Origin of the sequence: Spectribacter hydrogenoxidans, from assembly GCF_031846275.1 — a bacterium.
GTDB classification, from domain to species: Bacteria; Pseudomonadota; Gammaproteobacteria; order Nevskiales; family Salinisphaeraceae; genus Spectribacter; species Spectribacter hydrogenoxidans.
The window spans coordinates 151,730-169,883 of the sequence record NZ_JAVRIB010000003.1 but is presented as its reverse complement, the minus strand read 5'-3'; the positions used below and the strand labels follow the sequence as shown (position 1 = coordinate 169,883).

19 protein-coding genes and 1 tRNA gene are annotated in these 18,154 nt (G+C 66.5%); 14 read left to right on the top strand and 6 right to left on the bottom strand.

What is annotated here, in order from left to right; translation table 11 throughout:
- Positions 1-290 precede the first annotated feature (290 nt).
- Entirely contained in the window at positions 291-1,562 is a 1,272-nt protein-coding gene (locus RM532_RS03985) for a tyrosine-type recombinase/integrase (protein WP_423246878.1), read from the bottom strand.
- 207 nt (positions 1,563-1,769) lie between these two features.
- A tRNA-Glu gene (locus RM532_RS03980) sits at positions 1,770-1,844 on the bottom strand.
- Between the two features lie 67 nt (positions 1,845-1,911).
- Here RM532_RS03980 and pcnB point away from each other — a divergent pair.
- The 10 genes from pcnB (at position 1,912) to RM532_RS03930 (ending at position 11,789) form a co-directional block, all read left to right on the top strand.
- Positions 1,912-3,276, top strand: coding sequence for a polynucleotide adenylyltransferase PcnB (gene pcnB / locus RM532_RS03975; protein ID WP_311651854.1), 1,365 nt, complete (start codon positions 1,912-1,914; stop codon positions 3,274-3,276).
- Positions 3,273-3,764 (top strand): 2-amino-4-hydroxy-6-hydroxymethyldihydropteridine diphosphokinase, encoded by a 492-nt coding sequence (gene folK, locus RM532_RS03970; RefSeq protein ID WP_311651853.1) that lies wholly within the window; start codon positions 3,273-3,275, stop codon positions 3,762-3,764. Before pcnB ends, folK begins: the two co-directional genes overlap by 4 nt.
- The gene (locus RM532_RS03965; protein ID WP_311651851.1) at positions 3,761-4,423 is read left to right on the top strand and encodes a deoxynucleoside kinase; all 663 of its coding nucleotides are present in this window, start codon (positions 3,761-3,763) and stop codon (positions 4,421-4,423) included. The genes folK and RM532_RS03965 overlap by 4 nt, the downstream gene beginning before the upstream one ends.
- A gap of 11 nt (positions 4,424-4,434) precedes the next feature.
- On the top strand, positions 4,435-5,271 hold the full coding sequence (panB, locus tag RM532_RS03960; RefSeq protein ID WP_311651850.1) for a 3-methyl-2-oxobutanoate hydroxymethyltransferase: 837 nt from the start codon (positions 4,435-4,437) through the stop codon (positions 5,269-5,271).
- Positions 5,272-5,306: 35 nt separating this feature from the next.
- A complete protein-coding gene (gene panC / locus RM532_RS03955) occupies positions 5,307-6,170 on the top strand; it encodes a pantoate--beta-alanine ligase (protein ID WP_311651849.1) in 864 nt (287 codons plus the stop codon).
- A 187-nt stretch (positions 6,171-6,357) separates the two neighbouring features.
- Positions 6,358-6,738: an aspartate 1-decarboxylase gene (panD, locus tag RM532_RS03950; RefSeq protein WP_311651848.1), complete on the top strand. Its 381-nt coding sequence runs from the start codon at positions 6,358-6,360 to the stop codon at positions 6,736-6,738.
- A 32-nt stretch (positions 6,739-6,770) separates the two neighbouring features.
- Positions 6,771-8,348: a glucose-6-phosphate isomerase gene (gene pgi / locus RM532_RS03945; protein ID WP_311651847.1), complete on the top strand. Its 1,578-nt coding sequence runs from the start codon at positions 6,771-6,773 to the stop codon at positions 8,346-8,348.
- Positions 8,348-9,853: an NAD(P)H-hydrate dehydratase gene (locus tag RM532_RS03940; protein WP_311651846.1), complete on the top strand. Its 1,506-nt coding sequence runs from the start codon at positions 8,348-8,350 to the stop codon at positions 9,851-9,853. Before pgi ends, RM532_RS03940 begins: the two co-directional genes overlap by 1 nt.
- A complete protein-coding gene (gene tsaE / locus RM532_RS03935; RefSeq protein ID WP_423246879.1) occupies positions 9,847-10,326 on the top strand; it encodes a tRNA (adenosine(37)-N6)-threonylcarbamoyltransferase complex ATPase subunit type 1 TsaE in 480 nt (159 codons plus the stop codon). The genes RM532_RS03940 and tsaE overlap by 7 nt, the downstream gene beginning before the upstream one ends.
- A 134-nt stretch (positions 10,327-10,460) precedes the next feature.
- A complete protein-coding gene (locus RM532_RS03930) occupies positions 10,461-11,789 on the top strand; it encodes an N-acetylmuramoyl-L-alanine amidase (protein ID WP_311651844.1) in 1,329 nt (442 codons plus the stop codon).
- A gap of 10 nt (positions 11,790-11,799) precedes the next feature.
- Here the strand turns inward: RM532_RS03930 and RM532_RS03925 are convergent, their stop codons facing one another.
- Both RM532_RS03925 and RM532_RS03920 read right to left on the bottom strand, forming a co-directional pair.
- Positions 11,800-12,240, bottom strand: coding sequence for a DUF6691 family protein (locus RM532_RS03925; protein WP_311651843.1), 441 nt, complete (start codon positions 12,238-12,240; stop codon positions 11,800-11,802).
- A 2-nt stretch (positions 12,241-12,242) separates the two neighbouring features.
- The gene (locus RM532_RS03920; protein ID WP_311651842.1) at positions 12,243-12,677 is read right to left on the bottom strand and encodes a YeeE/YedE family protein; all 435 of its coding nucleotides are present in this window, start codon (positions 12,675-12,677) and stop codon (positions 12,243-12,245) included.
- Between the two features lie 42 nt (positions 12,678-12,719).
- Between RM532_RS03920 and RM532_RS03915 the strand changes: the two genes are divergently transcribed.
- Both RM532_RS03915 and RM532_RS03910 read left to right on the top strand, forming a co-directional pair.
- Positions 12,720-13,517, top strand: a complete 798-nt coding sequence (locus RM532_RS03915) for a TSUP family transporter (protein ID WP_311651841.1) — start codon at positions 12,720-12,722, stop codon at positions 13,515-13,517.
- Between the two features lie 60 nt (positions 13,518-13,577).
- Positions 13,578-13,895 (top strand): metal-sensing transcriptional repressor, encoded by a 318-nt coding sequence (locus RM532_RS03910; protein ID WP_311651840.1) that lies wholly within the window; start codon positions 13,578-13,580, stop codon positions 13,893-13,895.
- Positions 13,896-13,898: 3 nt separating this feature from the next.
- Here the strand turns inward: RM532_RS03910 and RM532_RS03905 are convergent, their stop codons facing one another.
- Positions 13,899-14,309: a hypothetical protein gene (locus RM532_RS03905; protein WP_311651839.1), complete on the bottom strand. Its 411-nt coding sequence runs from the start codon at positions 14,307-14,309 to the stop codon at positions 13,899-13,901.
- Positions 14,310-14,343: 34 nt separating this feature from the next.
- The gene (locus RM532_RS03900; protein WP_311651838.1) at positions 14,344-15,585 is read right to left on the bottom strand and encodes an NAD(P)/FAD-dependent oxidoreductase; all 1,242 of its coding nucleotides are present in this window, start codon (positions 15,583-15,585) and stop codon (positions 14,344-14,346) included.
- Positions 15,586-15,686: 101 nt separating this feature from the next.
- Here RM532_RS03900 and RM532_RS03895 point away from each other — a divergent pair, with 101 nt between their 5' ends.
- Positions 15,687-16,385, top strand: coding sequence for an MBL fold metallo-hydrolase (locus tag RM532_RS03895; protein ID WP_311651837.1), 699 nt, complete (start codon positions 15,687-15,689; stop codon positions 16,383-16,385).
- Between the two features lie 43 nt (positions 16,386-16,428).
- Positions 16,429-18,153 (top strand): SulP family inorganic anion transporter, encoded by a 1,725-nt coding sequence (locus RM532_RS03890; RefSeq protein WP_311651836.1) that lies wholly within the window; start codon positions 16,429-16,431, stop codon positions 18,151-18,153.
- The last annotated feature ends 1 nt before the right edge of the window (position 18,154 follow it).

The window sequence follows — 18,154 nt, the reverse complement described above, 5'->3', positions numbered from 1 at the left end:
CTTCGTTGTGGGCAGCCGCCTCTGGTGTCCGATAACCGGTGTTCTTCGGACCGCACTGAGCGTCGTATTCGTCGCCGGGCCGACTAGCGGCTCCATCCGCAGGCGACGGACGGGCCGGGCACAACGAAGCGCTCGTGGGTCGCTCCTCAGGCGCTCAGACCGGCATAGATCGCGGCGCCGTAGCGTTTGCGTCGCGACATAGACACTCCTTTGGGAGCTCAATGGCGAGCCTTGTTGGATGTGTCCGCATTAACGCGGTAGAACCCAATGGACCTGATTCGGGGGAAAGGTCAGTTGAAGTGTGCGTCTGGGATCCCTGCTTTTAAACGTTCGAGATACGCTGACCACCAATGCATCATGCCGCGGCGTTCTTCCAGGTACTGCGCGTGATGGTATACGGCACGCACAAGATTGTCGGGCGTGTGGGCCATCTGGAGCTCAATGGCGTCTGCGTGTCCTGGGTGATGATCGCGAAACTGGTTGAGCAGGGTGGTCGCCGTGTGTCTAAAGCCGTGAGAGGTAACCGTGGAGCCTCGTTCGTAACCCATGCGGGTCATGGCGGCTAGGAGTGAATTTTCGGAAATGGTGCGACCATCAGAATGGTTTCGGCCGGGGAACATGAGGGGGCTGCCGGGGTTGCAGTCTCTCAACAATCGAAGCCTGTCTACTACGTAGGGGGATAAAGGGACTATGTGATTAGCACGATTCTTTCGCTTCATTCGGCTGGTTGGTACGACCCATCTAGGATCATCACCTTCTAGCGTCACCTCCGTCCATAAGCCGTTTCTGATCTCACCTGGCCGCATAAATACATGCGGCGATATTTGAAGTGCGATTACAACTTCGATTGATCCTTGATACGCGTCAACAGCGCGAAGAAAGGCGCCGAGTTCGGTGGGGTCGAGGATAGCCGGTTGAGGGTTGTGACGCCGGGGAGGGATTATTCGCTTCGGCATCATCGGTGGTTGCGGTTTGCGATAGCCCATCTCATGAGCAAACTCTAGGGCTCGTCTAAAATCGCGCCGCAGTTTATGCGCGATTTCGGAGCCAGGGCCCTTCGTATGCTGACGTTGCATGGATAATTGAATAGCGCGGGCAAGCATAGGGGTGTCAACGTCGTCCGCCATGACGCCCTCGAAGTAGCGGTAGGCATGGTTTTGAAGGCGCCGCTCAGTATCTCTGGCAGTCTGCGGGCCCCATGTAGTTTTAGTCATTGACTGGGACCACAACTTCAGCACTTCGTTAAAAGACGTACCATCCCTGCTGAATCCGGCACGGCGTATGGAGTTAGAGATTGGTCGACGGCCATGCCGGAGGTTTTCTCTGGCTTCATCGCGTTTCTCTCGCGCCGACTTCAGGGAGACGCTAGGGTAGATGCCAAGAGAAATCATTTGGGGCCGGCCTTGCCACCGGTAGCGAAAACGCCAGTAGATCTTGCCTCTTGGGCTTACGATTCCCCAGAGTCCCCCACCGTCGTTAATCAGGTACTGCTTGTCCGGGATCTTCGTAGTTATGAGGTCGCGTAGATTGGTCGCGATCAAGCGATTTACTTTTACTGCCATGGTGCGGATTTGGCTATATGACCAAACGAGTCGTTACTCACACGCGCCTACAGTACTGAATGGTTACTCAGTTTTCAATCTTACCGCTTTGCAACGTAACAGAACGCTTCGGAACGATATGAAAATTGTATGCTCTTGTTATTTCTCTTAAAAATGGAATTATGGAGCGAACTGAAAAGAGCTGAAATGTTCTGAAATGGGTTTGCCTGGCGCTCCCTACGGGAATCGAACCCGTGTTTCAGCCTTGAGAGGGCCGCGTCCTAACCGCTAGACGAAGGGAGCGTGGGGGCAGGTTTTCAGCGAGGATATCGCCGAATCGGTATTATACAGCCCCCCGACTTGGTCACCAATGATTCTATTCAAGCGATTCAGAAAGAGGCATCGTATTAGTTCGCCGGTTGTCATTCCGCGTCCGGAGCATCCGATCTCCCGGGCCGACATCTCGGACAGCGCGCTAAAGGTTCTCTATCGGCTCAAGGATGCGGGTTTTCGTGCCTGCATCGTCGGCGGCGGTGTCCGCGATCTGCTGCTTGGTGCCCAGCCCAAGGATTTCGACGTGGCCACGGACGCCTCGCCGGATCAGGTGCGGGACCTGTTCCGCAATTCGCGGTTGATCGGCCGACGCTTCCGGCTGGCGCATGTCCGTTTCGGGCGAGAGATCATCGAGGTGTCGACCTTCCGTGCCGATGTGGCCGGCGCCGAGGCCGATTCCGACTCGGATGACCACGTGACCGATGACGCCGGCCGTATCCTGCGCGACAACGTGTTCGGCAGTATTGAGGAAGATGCGCGGCGCCGCGATTTCACCATCAACGGCCTGTATTACGACATCAGCGACTTCGGCATCCACGACTATGTCGGTGGCATGGCGGATGTGGCCGATCGTCAGCTGCGGCTGATCGGCGACCCGGACACCCGCTACCGCGAAGACCCCGTTCGCATGCTGCGGGCGGTGCGTATCGCGGCGAAACTGGATTTGACCATCGAACCGGCCACCGAGGCGCCCCTGTACCGACTGGGCGGGTTGCTGGCCGACGTGCCGGCAGCGCGGCTGTTCGACGAGGTACTCAAGCTGCTGATGACGCCGGACGGGGCGGTCTGTTTCGACCAGCTGCTGCACTACAATCTGTTCGGGCCGCTGTTCCCGGAGGCGGCTGAGGCGCTGAAAGGGCCCGATGGCGAGGCACATAGCCGGTTGATCCGCCGGGCGATCGAGAACACCGGCCAGCGAATCCGCGAGGGCCGGCCGGTGACGCCGGCGTTCCTGTATGCCGCGTTCCTGTGGCCGGCGGTAAAGAGGCGCGCCGACAGCCTGACCGCGGACGGTATGCCGCCGGTCCCGGCGATGGCCATGGCTCAGCGGGAGGTACTGGCCGATCAGGTCCAGCGCGTCAGCATTCCCAAGCGCTTCTCCGTGCCCATGCGCGAAATCTGGACCCTGCAGCCGCGCTTCCAGCGCCGCCGGGGCAAGGCGCCGGCTCGCCTGATGGGGCATCCGCGTTTCCGGGCGGCCTATGATTTCCTGCTGTTGCGGGCCGAAGTGGGCGAGGAGCCCGCGGAACTGGCGCAGTGGTGGACGGATATTCAGGAAAGTGATCAGGCACCGCCGCCCGCCGAGCCCGAGGGCGAGGCGTCGAACGGCGGCCGTGGGCGCGGCCGGCGCGGGGGCCGGCGTCGGCGCGGCGGACGCAACCGCCAGAAACAGGGCGAATGAACCGGGTCTGGATCGGGCTCGGCAGCAATCTCGATGACCCGGCCGGGCAGGTCCGGGCGGGCCTCACCGCCCTCGCGGGTCTGCCGGACAGCCGCCCCGGCCCGGTATCCGACCTTTTTCGCAGCGCCCCGGTCGGGGTGACCGACCAGCCGGATTTCTGCAACGCCGTGGCGGGGCTGGATACGGATCTCGAACCACTGGCGCTGCTCGAGGCCCTGCAGGCGATCGAACAGGCGGCCGGGCGCCGCCGCACGCGCCGCTGGGGCCCGCGCACGCTGGATCTTGACATGCTTGTCTATGGCGACCGGCGGATCGATCTGCCGACCCTCACCGTGCCCCATCCGCGGCTGGCCGAGCGGGCCTTCGTACTGGTGCCCCTGGTCAGCGTGGCGCCGGACCTGCAAATCCCGGGGCAGGGCGCGGCGGCGACGCTGGCGGCCGGGCTCGGCGATCAGGGCGTGCGGCCCTGGGCGGCGGCGGCCTCGTGATCGACTGGCGCTATGTGGCGGTGGAGGGCCCGATCGGCGTGGGCAAGACCACGCTGGCGCGGCGGCTGGCCGAGACCTGGTCCGCCGATCTGTTGCTGGAAGCGCCCGAGGAGAATCCGTTTCTCGGTGCCTTCTACGACCAGCCCGCGGCCAACGCGCTACCGGCGCAGCTGTTCTTTCTGCTGCAGCGGGCCCGCCAGACCGAGACGCTGCGCCAACGCGACCTGTTCCACCAGCGCCGCATCACCGATTTCATGTTCGAGAAGGACCCGCTGTTCGCCCGGCTGACGCTGTCGGGGCCGGAGTGGACGCTCTACGAGGACATCTACACCCGGCTGGCCTGGCAGGCCCCGGCGCCGGACAAGCTGATCTATCTGTACGCGCCGCGCGATACCCTGATGTCCCGGGTGCGCCAGCGGGCCCGGCCGGAGGAGCACAACCTCGACCCCGACTACCTGGCCCGGGTGATCGAGAGCTATGCCGCCTATTTCAGCCACTATCAGGACGCGCCGCTGGTCACCGTCAATGCCGAGCAGATGGACCTGGTCGGCAACGACGAGGACTATCAGCGGTTGCTGGCGGCGCTGGATTCGCCCGCCCGGCGGGTGGACCTGCCCGGCCCGGCGTTGGCAATGACGAATCGCCCCGAGGTGCTATAGTCGCGCCCGCCATGAAAGGAACGCTTTACCCCCATCTGCAGGAGCGTCCGGAGCGGCCGGTCACGCTGTCCGACCTGACCCGGATGAAGCAAGCGGGCGAGAAGATCGCCTGCCTGACCGCCTACGACGCCAGCTTCGCGGCGCTGGAGGATCGCGCCGGCGTGGACGTGGTGCTGGTCGGCGATACCCTGGGCATGGTCTTCCAGGGGGCGGATTCCACCGTGCCGGTGAGCGTGGACGACATGGTCTATCACAGCCGGGCGGTGGCCGCCGGTCTGTATCGCCCGTTCCTGATCACCGACATGCCGTTTCTGTCCTACGCCACCAAGCACCAGGCGCTGGATACCGCCAAGCGGCTGATGCAGGAAGGCCGCGGGCAGATGGTCAAGTTCGAGGGCGGCGAAATCCAGGCCGAAACGGTCGAGCATCTGAGCACTCGCGGGGTGCCGGTTTGCGGTCACATCGGCCTGCAGCCGCAGCTGGTGCACAAGCTGGGCAGCTTCTCGGTGCAGGGGCGGGGCGATGCTGCCGCCCAGGCGATGCTTCGCGACGCCCGCCTGCTGGAAGACGCCGGCGCCGACCTGCTGCTGCTGGAATGCGTGCCCTCGTCGCTGGCCGCGGAAATCACCGCCAATGCGAAGATTCCGGTGATCGGCATCGGCGCGGGCCCGGACGTGGACGGCCAGATTCTGGTGATCTACGACATCCTCGGCATCTGGCCCGGCCGCAAGCCGCGGTTCGTGCGTGACTACATGCAGGGGGCGGCCGACATCGAATCCGCGGTGCGCACCTATGTCGACTCGGTGCGCGACTGTAGCTATCCGGCGCCGGAGCACTGCTTCAGCTGAGCGCGGCCCGGTCGAGCGCCGCAACCGTACCTGGCATGCAGACCCTTCACGACATCGCCGAACTGCGCCGTGCGCTGGCCGCGGCACGGGCCGCGGACCGTGGGCCGGTGTGTCTGGTGCCCACCATGGGCAACCTGCACGCGGGCCACATCGCCCTGGTGGAGGCGGCGCGCAAGCTGGGCGGGATCGTCGTTGCCAGTGTGTTCGTCAACCCGCTGCAGTTCGGCGACGGCGAGGATTACGACAGCTATCCCCGTACCCTGGACCAGGATGCCGAACGCTTGGCGGCCGCCGGCGTGGATGTCCTGTATGCGCCGGGCAGCCGGGTCATGTACCCGCTGGGGCCGGGTGTGGCGACGGTGCGTGTCGAGGGGGTGACGGAAGGGTTGTGCGGGGCCCGCCGCCCCGGTCATTTCGCCGGCGTGACCACGGTGGTGAGCATGCTGTTCAATCAGGTGCAGCCGGATATCGCGGTATTCGGCGAAAAGGACTATCAGCAGCTGGTGGTGATCCGGCGTCTGGTCGCCGCCCTTCACTGGCCGGTGGAAATCGTCGGTGTGCCGACCCTGCGCGAACCCGACGGCCTGGCCATGAGCTCGCGCAATCAGTATCTGACCACCGAGGAGCGCGAGCTGGCACCGGCCCTGCACGCGGCTTTGCGCGAGGGGGCCGAGCGCATCGCGGCGGGGGATACCGACGCGTCGGCAATCGAGGCCGACATCGCCGGCCGGCTGCAGGCCCGGGGACTGGCGCCGGATTACGTGGAAATCCGCAACGGCGATCTCTCGCGCCCGGACCGTGCCAGCGCGGACCCGGCAGCCGGCCAACGCGTGCTGGCGGCGGTGCATCTGGGTCGCGCGCGCCTGATCGATAACGTGGCAGTAGCGCCGCGCGGCTGAAGTCGGCTATCATGCCGCAGCGCGGCAAACTCGCCCACGGCCGGCCATCGATTCGACGAGAAACCGGGCGGCGCGGGCGCGGTCGGGCGGTGGCCCCGGTCACTGGACCTGTCCGGACCCATGGGCTACATTGCGCCTCCGGTCGAATGCCATCCCAACCCATCCGTTTTCAAGCAGGGTGATCGTCATGTTTGTGACGCTGCTCAAGGCAAAGCTGCATCGCGCGTGCACCACGCACGCCGAACTGGATTACGAGGGCTCCTGCGCCATCGACGGGGATCTGCTCGAGGCCGCCGGGATTCTTCCCTATGAACAGATCGAGATCTACAACGTGGGTAACGGCGAGCGGTTCTCCACCTACGCGATCCGCGCCGAAAGCGGCTCGCGGGTGATTTCGGTGAACGGCGCGGCCGCGCACAAGGCCCAGCCCGGCGACCGGCTGATCATCTGCGCCTACGCCCGCATGAGCGAGGCCGAAGCCCACGCACACAAGCCGCGGTTGATCTACCTGGACGAACACAACCAGGTCACCCGCACCAGCAACACCATCCCGGTGCAGGCGGCCTAGGGCCGGAAGCCGCGAGCCCACGGCGCGCCCCGGTGGCGTATCCCATCGACCGCCCGGCCTGGGCGAGCCTGGAAGCCGCCCGTGATCGGCTCGCGGGCACTCACCTGTCGACTCTGTTCGAGCGCGACGCCCGGCGCGCGGATTCGCTGTGCCTGGCAGTCGACGGCCTAGTCTATGACTTCAGCCGGCAACGCCTCGATGCCGATGTGATGGCCGCGCTGACCGCCCTGGCCGGCGAATGCTGGGTACCCGACGCCATCCGGGCGATGTTCGCCGGCGAGCCGATCAATCGCAGCGAGCGGCGCGCGGCCTGGCATGTGGCCCTGCGGGCGCCGGCAGGCCAGGGCTATCCGGCCGACGTTCATGCCGTGCTCGACGACATCGACAGGTTCGTGGGACAGGTGCGTGACGGTAGCTGGCCCGGCTTTGCCGGGCATGCGATCACCGATGTGGTGAATATCGGCATCGGCGGCTCGGATCTCGGACCGCGAATGGTCGCGCAGGCGCTGGCCCGAGAGCCCGATGATCTTCGCGTCCACTTCGCGGCGAATGTCGACCCCGCCGACCTGGACGGCATTCTGGCCACGCTGGACCGGGCCACCACCCTGTTCGTGGTCACCTCCAAATCCTTCGGTACCGCCGAAACCCTGGCCAATGCCCGGGCGGCCCGCGACTGGCTGCTGGCCGCTGCGCCGGACGAGACCGCGGTGGCGCGTCATTTCGTGGCGGTGTCCACCAATATTCCTGCCGCGCAGGCCTTCGGCATCGAGCGGGTATTCGGCTTCTGGGACTGGGTCGGGGGGCGGTTCTCGCTGTGGTCGGCCGCCGGGCTGGCGGTGGCACTGGCCCGGGGCATGACGGTGTTCCGCGAGCTGCTGGCCGGGGCGCATGATATGGATAACCACTTCCGGCAGGCACCGCTGGCCGAGAATCTTCCGGTGGTGATGGCGCTGCTGGGGGTGTGGAATCGCAATTTTCTGGGTCTGACCGGGCAGGTGGTGGTGCCGTACGCGCATCGTCTGGCTTTGTTCCCCACCTGGCTGCAGCAGGTGGAAATGGAAAGCAACGGCAAGTCCGTGACGTCCGACGGCGATGCTACGGCCGTGGCTACGGTGCCCCAGGTATGGGGCGGCGAGGGCACCAATGCCCAGCACGCTTTCTTCCAGATGCTGCACCAGGGCACCGACGTGCTGTCGGTGGATTTCATCCTGGTGACCCCGACCGCCGACGATGACCGTAGCCGGCAACTGGCCGCCAACTGCCTGGCCCAGGCCGCCGCGCTGATGCATGGCCGGCCCGAGGCCGAGACCCTGTCCGGCAGCAGCGGCGATCCGGTACTGGCCGCGCAGCGTTCGTTCCCGGGCAATCGACCCAGCAGCACGCTGCTGCTGGACCGGCTCGACGCCCGCCGCCTGGGTGCCCTGATCGCGGCCTACGAGCACAAGGTGTTCGTGCAGGGGGTGATCTGGGGCATCAACAGCTTCGACCAGTGGGGGGTGGAACTGGGCAAGACGCTGGCCGACGACATTCTCGCGGCCTGGTCGAATGACGATACCCGGCACCTGGACGCCGCCACGCGATCCCTGCTGGATCGGCTGCGGCGACGCTGATGCCGGCGTTGTCGACCATCACCCGGTTCTACGGCGCCGCCCAGGTGGCGGCGCTGGATCGTCGCGTGATCGATGAATTCGGCATCCCCGGCTTCGACCTGATGCACCGGGCTGCCGATGCCGGCTTCCAGGCGTTGTGCGGACGCTGGCCCGAAGCTGACCGCCTGGCGGTGGTCTGCGGCCCGGGCAACAACGGTGGCGATGGCTTTCTGATCGCCGCTCGCGGCCTGGCATCGGCGATGACCGTGCGCGTCTGGTTCCCGGGCAATCCCGAGCGTCTGACCGGCGATGCGCATCGGGCTTACCAGGCCTTCATGCGGGCGGGCGGGGTTCTCACCGACAGCTCGGCCGAGGCGCTGGCCGATGCCGACGTGGCGGTGGATGCCCTGCTGGGTACCGGACTGGGGCGGCCGCTGGCCGGTGATTTTCTGGCGGCAGTGCAGGCCATCAACCGGGCCGGCGAGCAGGGGGCGGGGGTGCTGGCGGTCGACATTCCCTCGGGCCTGGATGCCGACACCGGCGCGATCTGGGGTGAGGCCGTTCGCGCCGATGTGACGGCCACTTTCATCGGCGCCAAGCTCGGCCTGGTCACCGGCGCCGGCCCGGCGCATGCCGGCGAGGTGACGCTGCATGAACTGGAGGCGCCGGACCGCGCCTATGCGGATATGCCCTGGCTGGCCAGCCAGCCGGATGACACCTGGCTGGCGGCCGCGCTGCCGCGCCGGCGGCGGGATGCGCACAAGGGGGATCACGGCCATGTGCTGTGCGTCGGCGGCAACACCGGCATGGGCGGCGCCGCGCGCCTGGCGGCCGAGGCCGCGCTCCGGGTCGGTGCCGGGCTGGTCAGTGTGGCCACCCGCGGCGGTCAGGCGGCGGCGATGACCCAGGCACGACCGGAGCTGATGTGCCGCGATATGACCGCGGCGGCAGACCTGGATGCATTGCTGGACCGCGCCACGGTGGTGGCGATCGGGCCTGGCCTGGGCACCGACAACTGGGCCCGGGACCTGCTCGAGCGGGTGCTGATGTCTGATCGGCCGCTGGTGGTCGATGCCGATGCCCTCAACGTGATCGCCGAGAACCGACCGCCGGCACGCGACAACTGGATCATCACGCCCCATCCGGGGGAGGCCGGCCGCCTGCTGGGCTGCGCGACTGCGGATGTTCAGGCCGACCGGCCCGCGGCGGCTGCCGCGCTGGCCGAACGCTATAGCGCGATGGCGGTCCTCAAGGGCGCCGGTACGCTGATTGCCGATCGCCGCGGCGAGCTCTGGGTGAGCACCGCCGGCAATCCCGGCATGGCGGTGGGCGGCATGGGGGATCTGCTGACCGGCACCATCGCCGGGCTGCTGGCCCAGGGCATCGATCCCGCCACCGCGGCGGTCGCGGGGGTATGTCTGCACGGGCGGGCGGCGGACCGGGCCGCGGCTGACGGCGAACGGGGCCTGTTGCCAAGCGATTGCCTGGCGCCGTTGCGGGCGCTGGCCAATCCGGCTTCATCGTGAACCGGGAACTACCCGACGACGCCGCCACCCGATCGCTGGCGTCGGCCGCCGCCGCTGCGTTGCCGCGGGCGCCCCGTCCCTTGTGCCTGTCGCTGGCGGGTACGCTCGGGGCCGGCAAGACCAGCTTCGCCAGGGCCTTTCTGCAGGCACTGGGGCATCCGGGGCCGGTGGTCAGCCCCACCTACACACTGGTCGAGCCCTACGAATTCGAACAGTTCCGGGTACTGCACCTGGACCTCTACCGCATCAGCGATCCGGAAGAGCTGGCCTTTCTCGGGCTGCGCGATATCGATCGCGAGCGGGACTGGCTGTTGGTGGAGTGGTTTGCCAACGGCGAGGGCTGGTTGCCGCCGCCCGATGTGACGCTGCGACTGGCCTATGCCGGCCAGGGGCGTCATCTGCAGGCCGCCGCCGCCGGCGAGGCTGGCGGGGTCTGGCTGGATGCCTGGCAGGCACAGATGGCCTGCGGATAGCGGCTTATCCTCAGGTCGGAATTCAAGTATGCAGCCGGAGCCGCTGTTTAATATGAGAAAAATCTTGCATTGATAAAAAAAACGGCGTAGCTTCCGGAGCCTGGGCAGTCAAACGCTCGCGGGAGAACACGCCAATGCGGCATGTCGGGCGAACGCTGGCCCTGCTGGCAGCGCTGATCAGCGCCGCCGGCTGGGCCCAGAACAACACGCTTCAGGACGTTCGCGTCTGGGCGGCGCCCGACCGTACCCGCGTGGTTTTCGACCTGACCGGGCCGTTCAAGCACGACATGTTCCGGCTGGAAAACCCCGACCGGCTGGTGGTGGACGTGCCCGATGCCCGCCGTGCCGAGGCGCTGGCCAAGGACTTCGAAGGCAAGGGATTCGTCCGGCAGGTGCGCAGTGGCGTGCGCAACGGCGATGATCTGCGGCTGGTGCTCGATCTGGCGGAACCGGTTGCCCCCAACATGTTCACCCTCGAGCCCAACCAGCAGTACGGTCATCGCCTGGTGCTGGATTTGGAAAACGGCGCGAGCAACCCCCAGCGGCAGCCCGAGGCGACCGAGCCGCACTACGGCGGCCGGGAGTTCGTCGTGGCCATCGACGCCGGTCACGGGGGCGAGGACCCGGGTGCGGTCGGCCCCAGCGGCACGCGCGAGAAGGACATCGTGCTGAAGATTTCCCGCGAGCTGGAACGGCTGATTGCCGCGGAACCGGGCATGCGGCCGGTGATGATCCGCAACGGCGACTATTACGTGGGTCTGCGTGAACGCATGGACAAGGCGCGGGAAGCGCGGGCCGATCTGTTCATTTCGGTGCACGCCGACGCCTTCCGGGATCGCCGCGCGAAGGGCTCTTCCGTGTACGTGCTGTCGCGTAGCGGGGCCACCAGCGAACACGCCCGCTGGCTGGCCGAGCAGGAAAACGCGGCCGACCTGGTTGGCGGCGTCACGCTGCGCAACAAGGATGCCGATCTGGCCTCGTTCATGCTCGATCTGTCCCAGGGCGCCAGCATCGAGGCCAGTCTCGACGTGGGCGGGCGCGTACTTCGCGAGATCCGCCAGATCAACGATCTGCACAAGCACGAGGTGCAGCAGGCCGGCTTCCTGGTGCTCAAGTCCCCGGACATCCCTTCGCTGCTGGTGGAAACGGCCTTCATCTCCAACCCGGGCGAGGAACGCGAGCTGCGCGACGGCGCCCATCGCCGCCAGCTCGCGCAGGCGATGCTGTCCGGCATTCGCGACTATGTGGCCAGCTACCGGCCCGGCGACGGACGCGATCTGGCCAGGGCGCGCATGCACGAGGTGCGCCCCGGGGAAACATTGTCGGGTATTGCAGCGCGCTACGGCGTGAGCGTGGCCGACATACGTCAGGCCAATCAGCTCAGCCGGGATGTCATCCGGATCGGCGCCGAGCTGCGCATTCCGCCGCCTTCAGACGCACAGGTTACCGCCTCCGCGTCGTAGCGCGCGCCGGTCAGCCGTCCGCGGTGGCCCGCGCGGTGCGCGACAATTCGTAGAAGTCGACCGCCATCCCGCCGATCACCACTGCGGCCACGAACGGCACGCCTTCCTGCCAGTTGACCACGATCGCCCCCAGCGCCGGACCGGGGCAGTAGCCGGACAACCCCCAGCCGAGCCCGAACAGCGCGGCGCCGCCCAGCAGCCGGGTGTCGACGGCCGTTGTGGTCGGCATGTGGAAGCGCTGGTCGAACAGTGGCATGGGGCGGCGCAGAATCAGCGGAAAGGTCACGGCGGTCACCGCCAGCGCCCCGCCCATCACCAGCGCCAGGCTGGGATCCCAGGTGCCGGGCAGGTCGAGAAAATCCAGTACCTTGTTCGGATCCACCATGTGCGACAGCGACAGCCCGAAACCGAAAATGCCGCCGGCAATCAATGCAATCAGATGGCGTGCCATGATCAGACCCCCAGCAGGTGACGCAGCCAGCTGGCGCTGACCACCCCGATCACCATGAAGGCGACGGTGGCGGCAATCGATCGCCGCGACCAGCGCGCGATGCCGCACACGCCATGGCCGCTGGTGCAGCCGGCACCCCAGCGGGTACCGGCGCCCACCAGCAGCCCCGCGACGATCAGCAGCCACATGGGGTAGCCTTCGCGGGGCTCGAGGTCACCCGGAAACAGCGCGACGTACAGGCCGGTGCCGGCCAGCAGCCCCGCCATGAACAGCAGCCGCCAGCCGCGGCCCTCGGCCTGGCGGACGGCACCATGCAGGACGCCGGATATCCCGGCGATACGGCCGTTGGCCAGCAGGAACAGCGTGGCGGCGAGACCGATGAGGGCGCCGCCGGCCAGCGCGGACCAGGGCGTGAAATTCACGATGTCGGTTGGCATGAGCTACCCGGTGTTGGACGCAGACAGCAGGATTCAGCGCGCATGATAACGGTGTTGTGGGGAATTGTATTCGGACTGGCCGTGGGGCTGACGCCCGCCGGCGGCGGCCTGGCCGGTGTCGGCCTGCTGATGCTGGGGGCCGGGCTGTCGCCGCCGATGGCGGTGATCGCTGCCCTTTGCGCCGGGGCGCTGGCGGGGGCGGTGGGTGCCGGCGACGGCGCCCGCTCGCGGGCGCTGGATACCGGCGTGTCGCTGTGGCTGGGCGGCGGGGCGCTGATTGGCGCGCCGCTGGGTGCCCTGTTGCTCACGCAGCTGCCGCCGGCCCTGTGGTCGGGGCTGTTCGCGCTGGCCGCCAGTCTGGCCGGCCTGGCGCTCTGGCCCCGGGTTGCGGAAAAACCCTGGCTGCGGGCCGGTCTTTTCCTGAACGTACCGCGGCTGCCGGCCGGGCAGCTGGCCAGCGTGGCGTTGTCGATGGCGGCCCGGATCAAGCTGCTGATCACCGGCGCGGCGGCGGCGCTGGCGGGTGCGCTGTTCGGGGCCGGCAGTGGCGCGCTGAGCCGACCACTGGTGACGCGGGTAGCCGGACTGCCGGCCCGTCAGACGCTGGCGGCGACACTGTTCCTGATGATTGTCACCGGCCTGGCCGGGGCGGGCTGGTTCTGGGCCTTCGGGCGCATCGGTGACGGCATGCTGATCGGCCAGGTGGTGCTGGGGGCGGTTGCCGGGTTCGGATTTGCCCGTCGATTGTCCGGCTATTGCGTTGCGCCATGGTTCAACCGCCTGACCGGGCTGGGAATTCTGACGGTAGGGGTGCTGGTGGCCGTGACCGGCATGTCATGACTTGCCGGCCGGGCCGCTGTTATACTCATTGGAGTATTGCGCCTATACACCGGAGTGCAAATGCAGTCTTCAGTTGCAACGACCACGATCCCGCCGGAACTCGAGGCGGAGTGGTCGTCCAAGAAAGCGGCCCTGATCTCGCGGCTCAAGCGGGTGGAAGGCCAGTTGCGTGGCATCCAGGCGATGATCGATCGCGAGGCCGATTGCGAGCAGGTGGCCCAGCAGATGTCGGCAGCCCGCCGCGCGCTGGACCGTTCCTTCTACAACATGCTGTCCTGCGTGATGGAGCGAGAACTCGACTGCGCCAATCTGTCACCGGACGACGATCCCAAGCAGCGGCTGCAGTTCGCCACCGACCTGCTGTCCCGCTACGGCTGAGGCCTACCGGCTCCGCGCCAGCGCGCGGGATTCGAACGCGGCCCCGACGAGCTCGCTGATCAGAAACACCAGCAATACCGGCGTCACCGCGCCGGTTGCAACGTATCCGACCACCAGCCCGGTTACTGCCAGCCGGCCCCAGGCATCCAGCCGCACCAGCGACAGATTGTCGGGCTGGCTCAGTCGGATCAGCGCCCACAGCACGCCCAGAACCCCCGCCACGTTGAGAAACAGGTAGGCCATAGGCGACCACGCGCCCACGCCGTTACCGAATCCCAGTAGGGCATCGATGATGCCGATCAGGTTGACCAAGCCGTGCGACAGGCCGGGAATGGCCATCACCATCACGATGGGCAGGTCGATCCACGCGAACACCCGCATGGTTCGAATCAGGTCGGCGTTAGCCGTGGTCATGATTGGTGTCTGCCGTTGCTGAGCGGTTGTCGCCTCACTTGCCGATCGCGGTCAGTGCCGGCTGCGGCTTATGGCCTGGCCAGCTCAGGTCGATGCCCTTGAGCATGACGTTCCAGTACAGCCAGGGAAAGAAGTAGCGCTTGACGCCCCATTGCAGGGAGCGGGGTACCCGCGGGTCCATCGGGAAGCTGGATACCACCTCGCCGCCATAGCGGAACTCCGCCATCAGCACCTTACCGCGGGACGTGGTCAACGGGCAGGCGCCGTAGCCGTCGTAATCACGGCCGCCGTTGCCGTGGCCCAGCGCATGCAGGATGCCGCCGGTAACCACCGGAAACTGCTGGCGCACGGCGGCGGCGGTCTTGGCATTGGGGGTGTCGGTACAGTCGCCCAGACCCCAGACGTTTTCGAAACGCGTGTGGCGCAGGCTGTTCTTGTCCACCGTCATCCAGCCCGCGTCGCCGGCCAGTGGGCTATTGCGGATCACGTCCGGGGCGCACTGGGGCGGGACCACGTGCAGCATGTCGAAATCGCGGGTGACGTCCCCGTCGGGCGTGGTGAAGGTCGCTTTCTGCTTCTTGCCATCTACCGCGATCAGATCATGGTGAAAGTGCGGGGTAGCGCCGTAGCTGGCAATCACCTTGTCCAGGGCCTGGGCGTAGGCGGGTACGCCGAACATGGCGCCGCCCTGATTGTAGAAGGCCAGGTTCACGGATACTCCGCGCCGACGGAAGGTGTCGGCGGTCAGGTAGAGCGCTTTCTGCGGCGCCCCGGCGCACTTGATCGGCATGGCCGGCTGGGTGAACAGTGCATTGCCGCCGGTGAGTTCGTTGGCCAGCTTGCAGGTATAAGGGGCCAGGTCGAAGCGGTAGTTGGAGGTGACGCCGTTGTCGCCCAGCGTGTCGCACAGACCGTCGACCGCCTTCCAGTCCAGCTTCAGACCGGTGGCCACCACCAGGTACTTGTAGCCGATCGTATCGCCGTTCTCCAGCGTGACCCGGTTGTTGTCTGGATCAAAGCCGGTCACCGCGCTGCGAAGCCAGGTGGCCTTGTCCGGCATGTGATCGGATTCGGGGTGCTTGGTCTGCTCGGCGGTCATGGAACCGTCGCCTACCAGCGTCCAGCCGGGCTGATAGAAGTGCCACTTGGCCGGTTCCACCACCGCGACGTCCAGGTCGGGCTGCCGCCGCAGCAGGGCGCTGGCCACCGAGAGGCCGCCGGCGCCGCCGCCGACCACCACCACGACATGGGATTTCTGTTCGCTTGTCTGACTCATGGTCGCTCCTCGCCGCTTGAATTGCGCTGGCTGAATCCTTAAGCTTAACGCTAACAGAATATCGATATACTTTTAAAGCATATATCAACCGGAGGTTGAACATGCTCTTCCGTCAGCTCTTTGACAAGGAATCCAGCACCTACACCTATCTGATCGCGTCTGGCCGCGGCCGCGAAGCGCTGATCATCGATCCGGTGAAGGAGCAGACCGATGCCTACCTGGGCCTGATCGAGCAGCTCGATCTGAAGCTGGTGCGCGCCATCGACACCCACACCCATGCTGATCACATTACCGCGCTCGGCGATCTGCGCGAACATACCGACTGCATGACGCTGATGGGTGAGTTCACCAAAGCCGAGTGCGTCAGCGACCATGTCCGCGAGGGCGACACCGTCGATGTCGACGGGGTGCGGCTCAAGGCGCTGTATACGCCGGGCCATACGGATGAATCCTTCAGTTTCGTGCTGGATGGCGCCGGTCAGCGGGAGGATGCCGTGTTCACCGGCGACGTGCTGCTAATCCGGGGGTCCGGCCGCACCGACTTCCAGGGCGGCGACCCGTACAAGTCCTACGATTCCATCGTGAACAAGCTGTTCACCCTGGGTGACGAGACCCTGGTTTACCCGGCCCACGACTACAAGGGCTTCACCGCGTCGTCGATCGCCGAGGAGCGCCGTCACAATCCGCGGCTGGCCGGCAAGAGCGCCGAGGAATACGCGGCCATCATGAATAACCTCGATCTGCCCGACCCAAAGCTGATGGATGTGGCGGTGCCGGCTAATCTCGCCTGCGGGCGGTGAGTGGTCGCCGACTTCACACTATCGAGATGACGGGTCGGGTGTAATGCGTCTGGCCCGCTTCCTGCCACTGTTCGAGCATCTCGCCGCGCCCGATCGGGGCAGCCGCACGGATGATCTGATCGCCGGGGCGATCACCGCCATCCTGCTGGTGCCGCAGGGCATGGCCTATGCCCTGCTTGCCGGCCTGCCGCCGGAGATGGGGCTGTACGCCTCGATCGTGCCGCCCTTCGTCTATGCCTTCTTCGGTACCAGCCGGGCGCTGGCGGTGGGGCCGGTGGCGGTCGCCGCCCTGATGGTGGCCAGTGCCCTGGGCCATTACGCCGGCGGCGATCAGGCGCTTTGGCTGACCGGCGCCATGATCCTGGCCGCCGAGACCGGCCTGATTCTGCTGGTGCTGGGGCTGTTCCGGCTGGGCGCGCTGGTGAGTTTCATCAGCCACCCGGTGCTCTCTGGCTTCACCAGCGGTGCGGCGGTGCTGATCATGGCCAGCCAGATCAAGCACCTGACCGGCATCGATCTCGAGCGCGGCCATGCGCTGGAAACGCTGCATGCCTTCGTTCAGCAACTGGACCAGCTCCACGTGGTGACGCTGGTATTCGGCGTGGTTGCGATCGTGGCGCTGGTGCTCGGCCGTCAGCCGCTGGTGCGCCTGCTCCAGCGATTGGGGCTGTCGGCCCGCGCGGCGACCCTGGCGTCCCGCACCGCGCCCCTGGCGGTTGTGATCGGCAGCACCGTTGTTGCGGCGCTGCTCGGTGCCGACAACGCCCATGATCTGGCGGTGGTGGGGGCGATCCCGGCCGGGCTGCCGTGGCCGTCGCTGTCCTTCTTCGCCGCCGAGGGCTGGCTCGAACTGTTCCCGTCCGCCGTGCTGATCGCGCTGGTGGGGTATGTGGAAAGCGTGTCCGTGGCCAAGGTGCTGGCGGCCCGGCGGCGTCAGAAGATCGATGCCAACAAGGAACTGACCGCCCTGGGTATTACCAACATGGCCGCGGCGGTGGCCGGGACCATGCCGGTGGCGGGTGGGTTTTCCCGCTCGGTGGTCAACTTCGATGCCGGGGCGCAGACCCAGCTCGCGGCCATCATCACCGCGGTGCTGGTGGCCTTGGTGGCGCTGTTCTTCACCGCCTGGTTTCATTACCTGCCAAATGCGGTGCTGGCCGCGATCATCGTGGTGGCCGTTGCCCAGCTCATCGATCTGGATACCGCCCGGCGCACCTGGGCCTATGACCGCGCGGACGGCGCCGCGCTGGCCGTGACCTTCGTGGCGGTGTTCGTGCTGGGTATCGAGCTAGGGCTGCTGGTAGGCATAGGCCTGTCGCTTGCGCTGTACCTGTGGCGAACCAGCCGGCCGCACATGGCGGTCATGGGCCGGGTGCCGGGCACCGAGCACTTCCGCAACGTCAACCGTCATGTAGTCGAGACTGATCCCAGCCTGGTGGTGATCCGCATCGACGAGAACATTTACTTCGCCAATGCGGCCCAGGTGGAGGAGTACGTCGCCCAGCATCTCACCGCGATGCCCGAGGCCCGTCATGTGCTGCTGGTGATGACCGCCGTGAGCTATATCGACGCCAGCGGCCTGGAGATGCTGGAGCATCTGGAAGAGGACCTCTCGCATGCCGACGTGACTCTGCATCTGGCCGAGGTCAAGGGACCGGTGGCGGACCGGCTGGCAGTTTCGCGGCTGGGCGAGCGGGTGGCTAACCGGACCTACCTCACCACCGATCTAGCCTTCTGCGCGATTACCGGGGATAGCGAATCAAATTGAC

What these genes read in the sequence shown, in the direction of transcription:
- RM532_RS03985 (WP_423246878.1), bottom strand. Translation starts at nt 1,562, where the DNA reads ATGGCAGTAAAAGTAAATCGCTTGATCGCGACCAATCTACGCGACCTC.
- pcnB (WP_311651854.1), top strand. Translation starts at nt 1,912, where the DNA reads ATGATTCTATTCAAGCGATTCAGAAAGAGGCATCGTATTAGTTCGCCG.
- folK (WP_311651853.1), top strand. Translation starts at nt 3,273, where the DNA reads ATGAACCGGGTCTGGATCGGGCTCGGCAGCAATCTCGATGACCCGGCC.
- panB (WP_311651850.1), top strand. Translation starts at nt 4,435, where the DNA reads ATGAAAGGAACGCTTTACCCCCATCTGCAGGAGCGTCCGGAGCGGCCG.
- panC (WP_311651849.1), top strand. Translation starts at nt 5,307, where the DNA reads ATGCAGACCCTTCACGACATCGCCGAACTGCGCCGTGCGCTGGCCGCG.
- panD (WP_311651848.1), top strand. Translation starts at nt 6,358, where the DNA reads ATGTTTGTGACGCTGCTCAAGGCAAAGCTGCATCGCGCGTGCACCACG.
- RM532_RS03940 (WP_311651846.1), top strand. Translation starts at nt 8,348, where the DNA reads ATGCCGGCGTTGTCGACCATCACCCGGTTCTACGGCGCCGCCCAGGTG.
- RM532_RS03930 (WP_311651844.1), top strand. Translation starts at nt 10,461, where the DNA reads ATGCGGCATGTCGGGCGAACGCTGGCCCTGCTGGCAGCGCTGATCAGC.
- RM532_RS03925 (WP_311651843.1), bottom strand. Translation starts at nt 12,240, where the DNA reads ATGGCACGCCATCTGATTGCATTGATTGCCGGCGGCATTTTCGGTTTC.
- RM532_RS03920 (WP_311651842.1), bottom strand. Translation starts at nt 12,677, where the DNA reads ATGCCAACCGACATCGTGAATTTCACGCCCTGGTCCGCGCTGGCCGGC.
- RM532_RS03915 (WP_311651841.1), top strand. Translation starts at nt 12,720, where the DNA reads ATGATAACGGTGTTGTGGGGAATTGTATTCGGACTGGCCGTGGGGCTG.
- RM532_RS03910 (WP_311651840.1), top strand. Translation starts at nt 13,578, where the DNA reads ATGCAGTCTTCAGTTGCAACGACCACGATCCCGCCGGAACTCGAGGCG.
- RM532_RS03905 (WP_311651839.1), bottom strand. Translation starts at nt 14,309, where the DNA reads ATGACCACGGCTAACGCCGACCTGATTCGAACCATGCGGGTGTTCGCG.
- RM532_RS03900 (WP_311651838.1), bottom strand. Translation starts at nt 15,585, where the DNA reads ATGAGTCAGACAAGCGAACAGAAATCCCATGTCGTGGTGGTGGTCGGC.
- RM532_RS03895 (WP_311651837.1), top strand. Translation starts at nt 15,687, where the DNA reads ATGCTCTTCCGTCAGCTCTTTGACAAGGAATCCAGCACCTACACCTAT.
- RM532_RS03890 (WP_311651836.1), top strand. Translation starts at nt 16,429, where the DNA reads ATGCGTCTGGCCCGCTTCCTGCCACTGTTCGAGCATCTCGCCGCGCCC.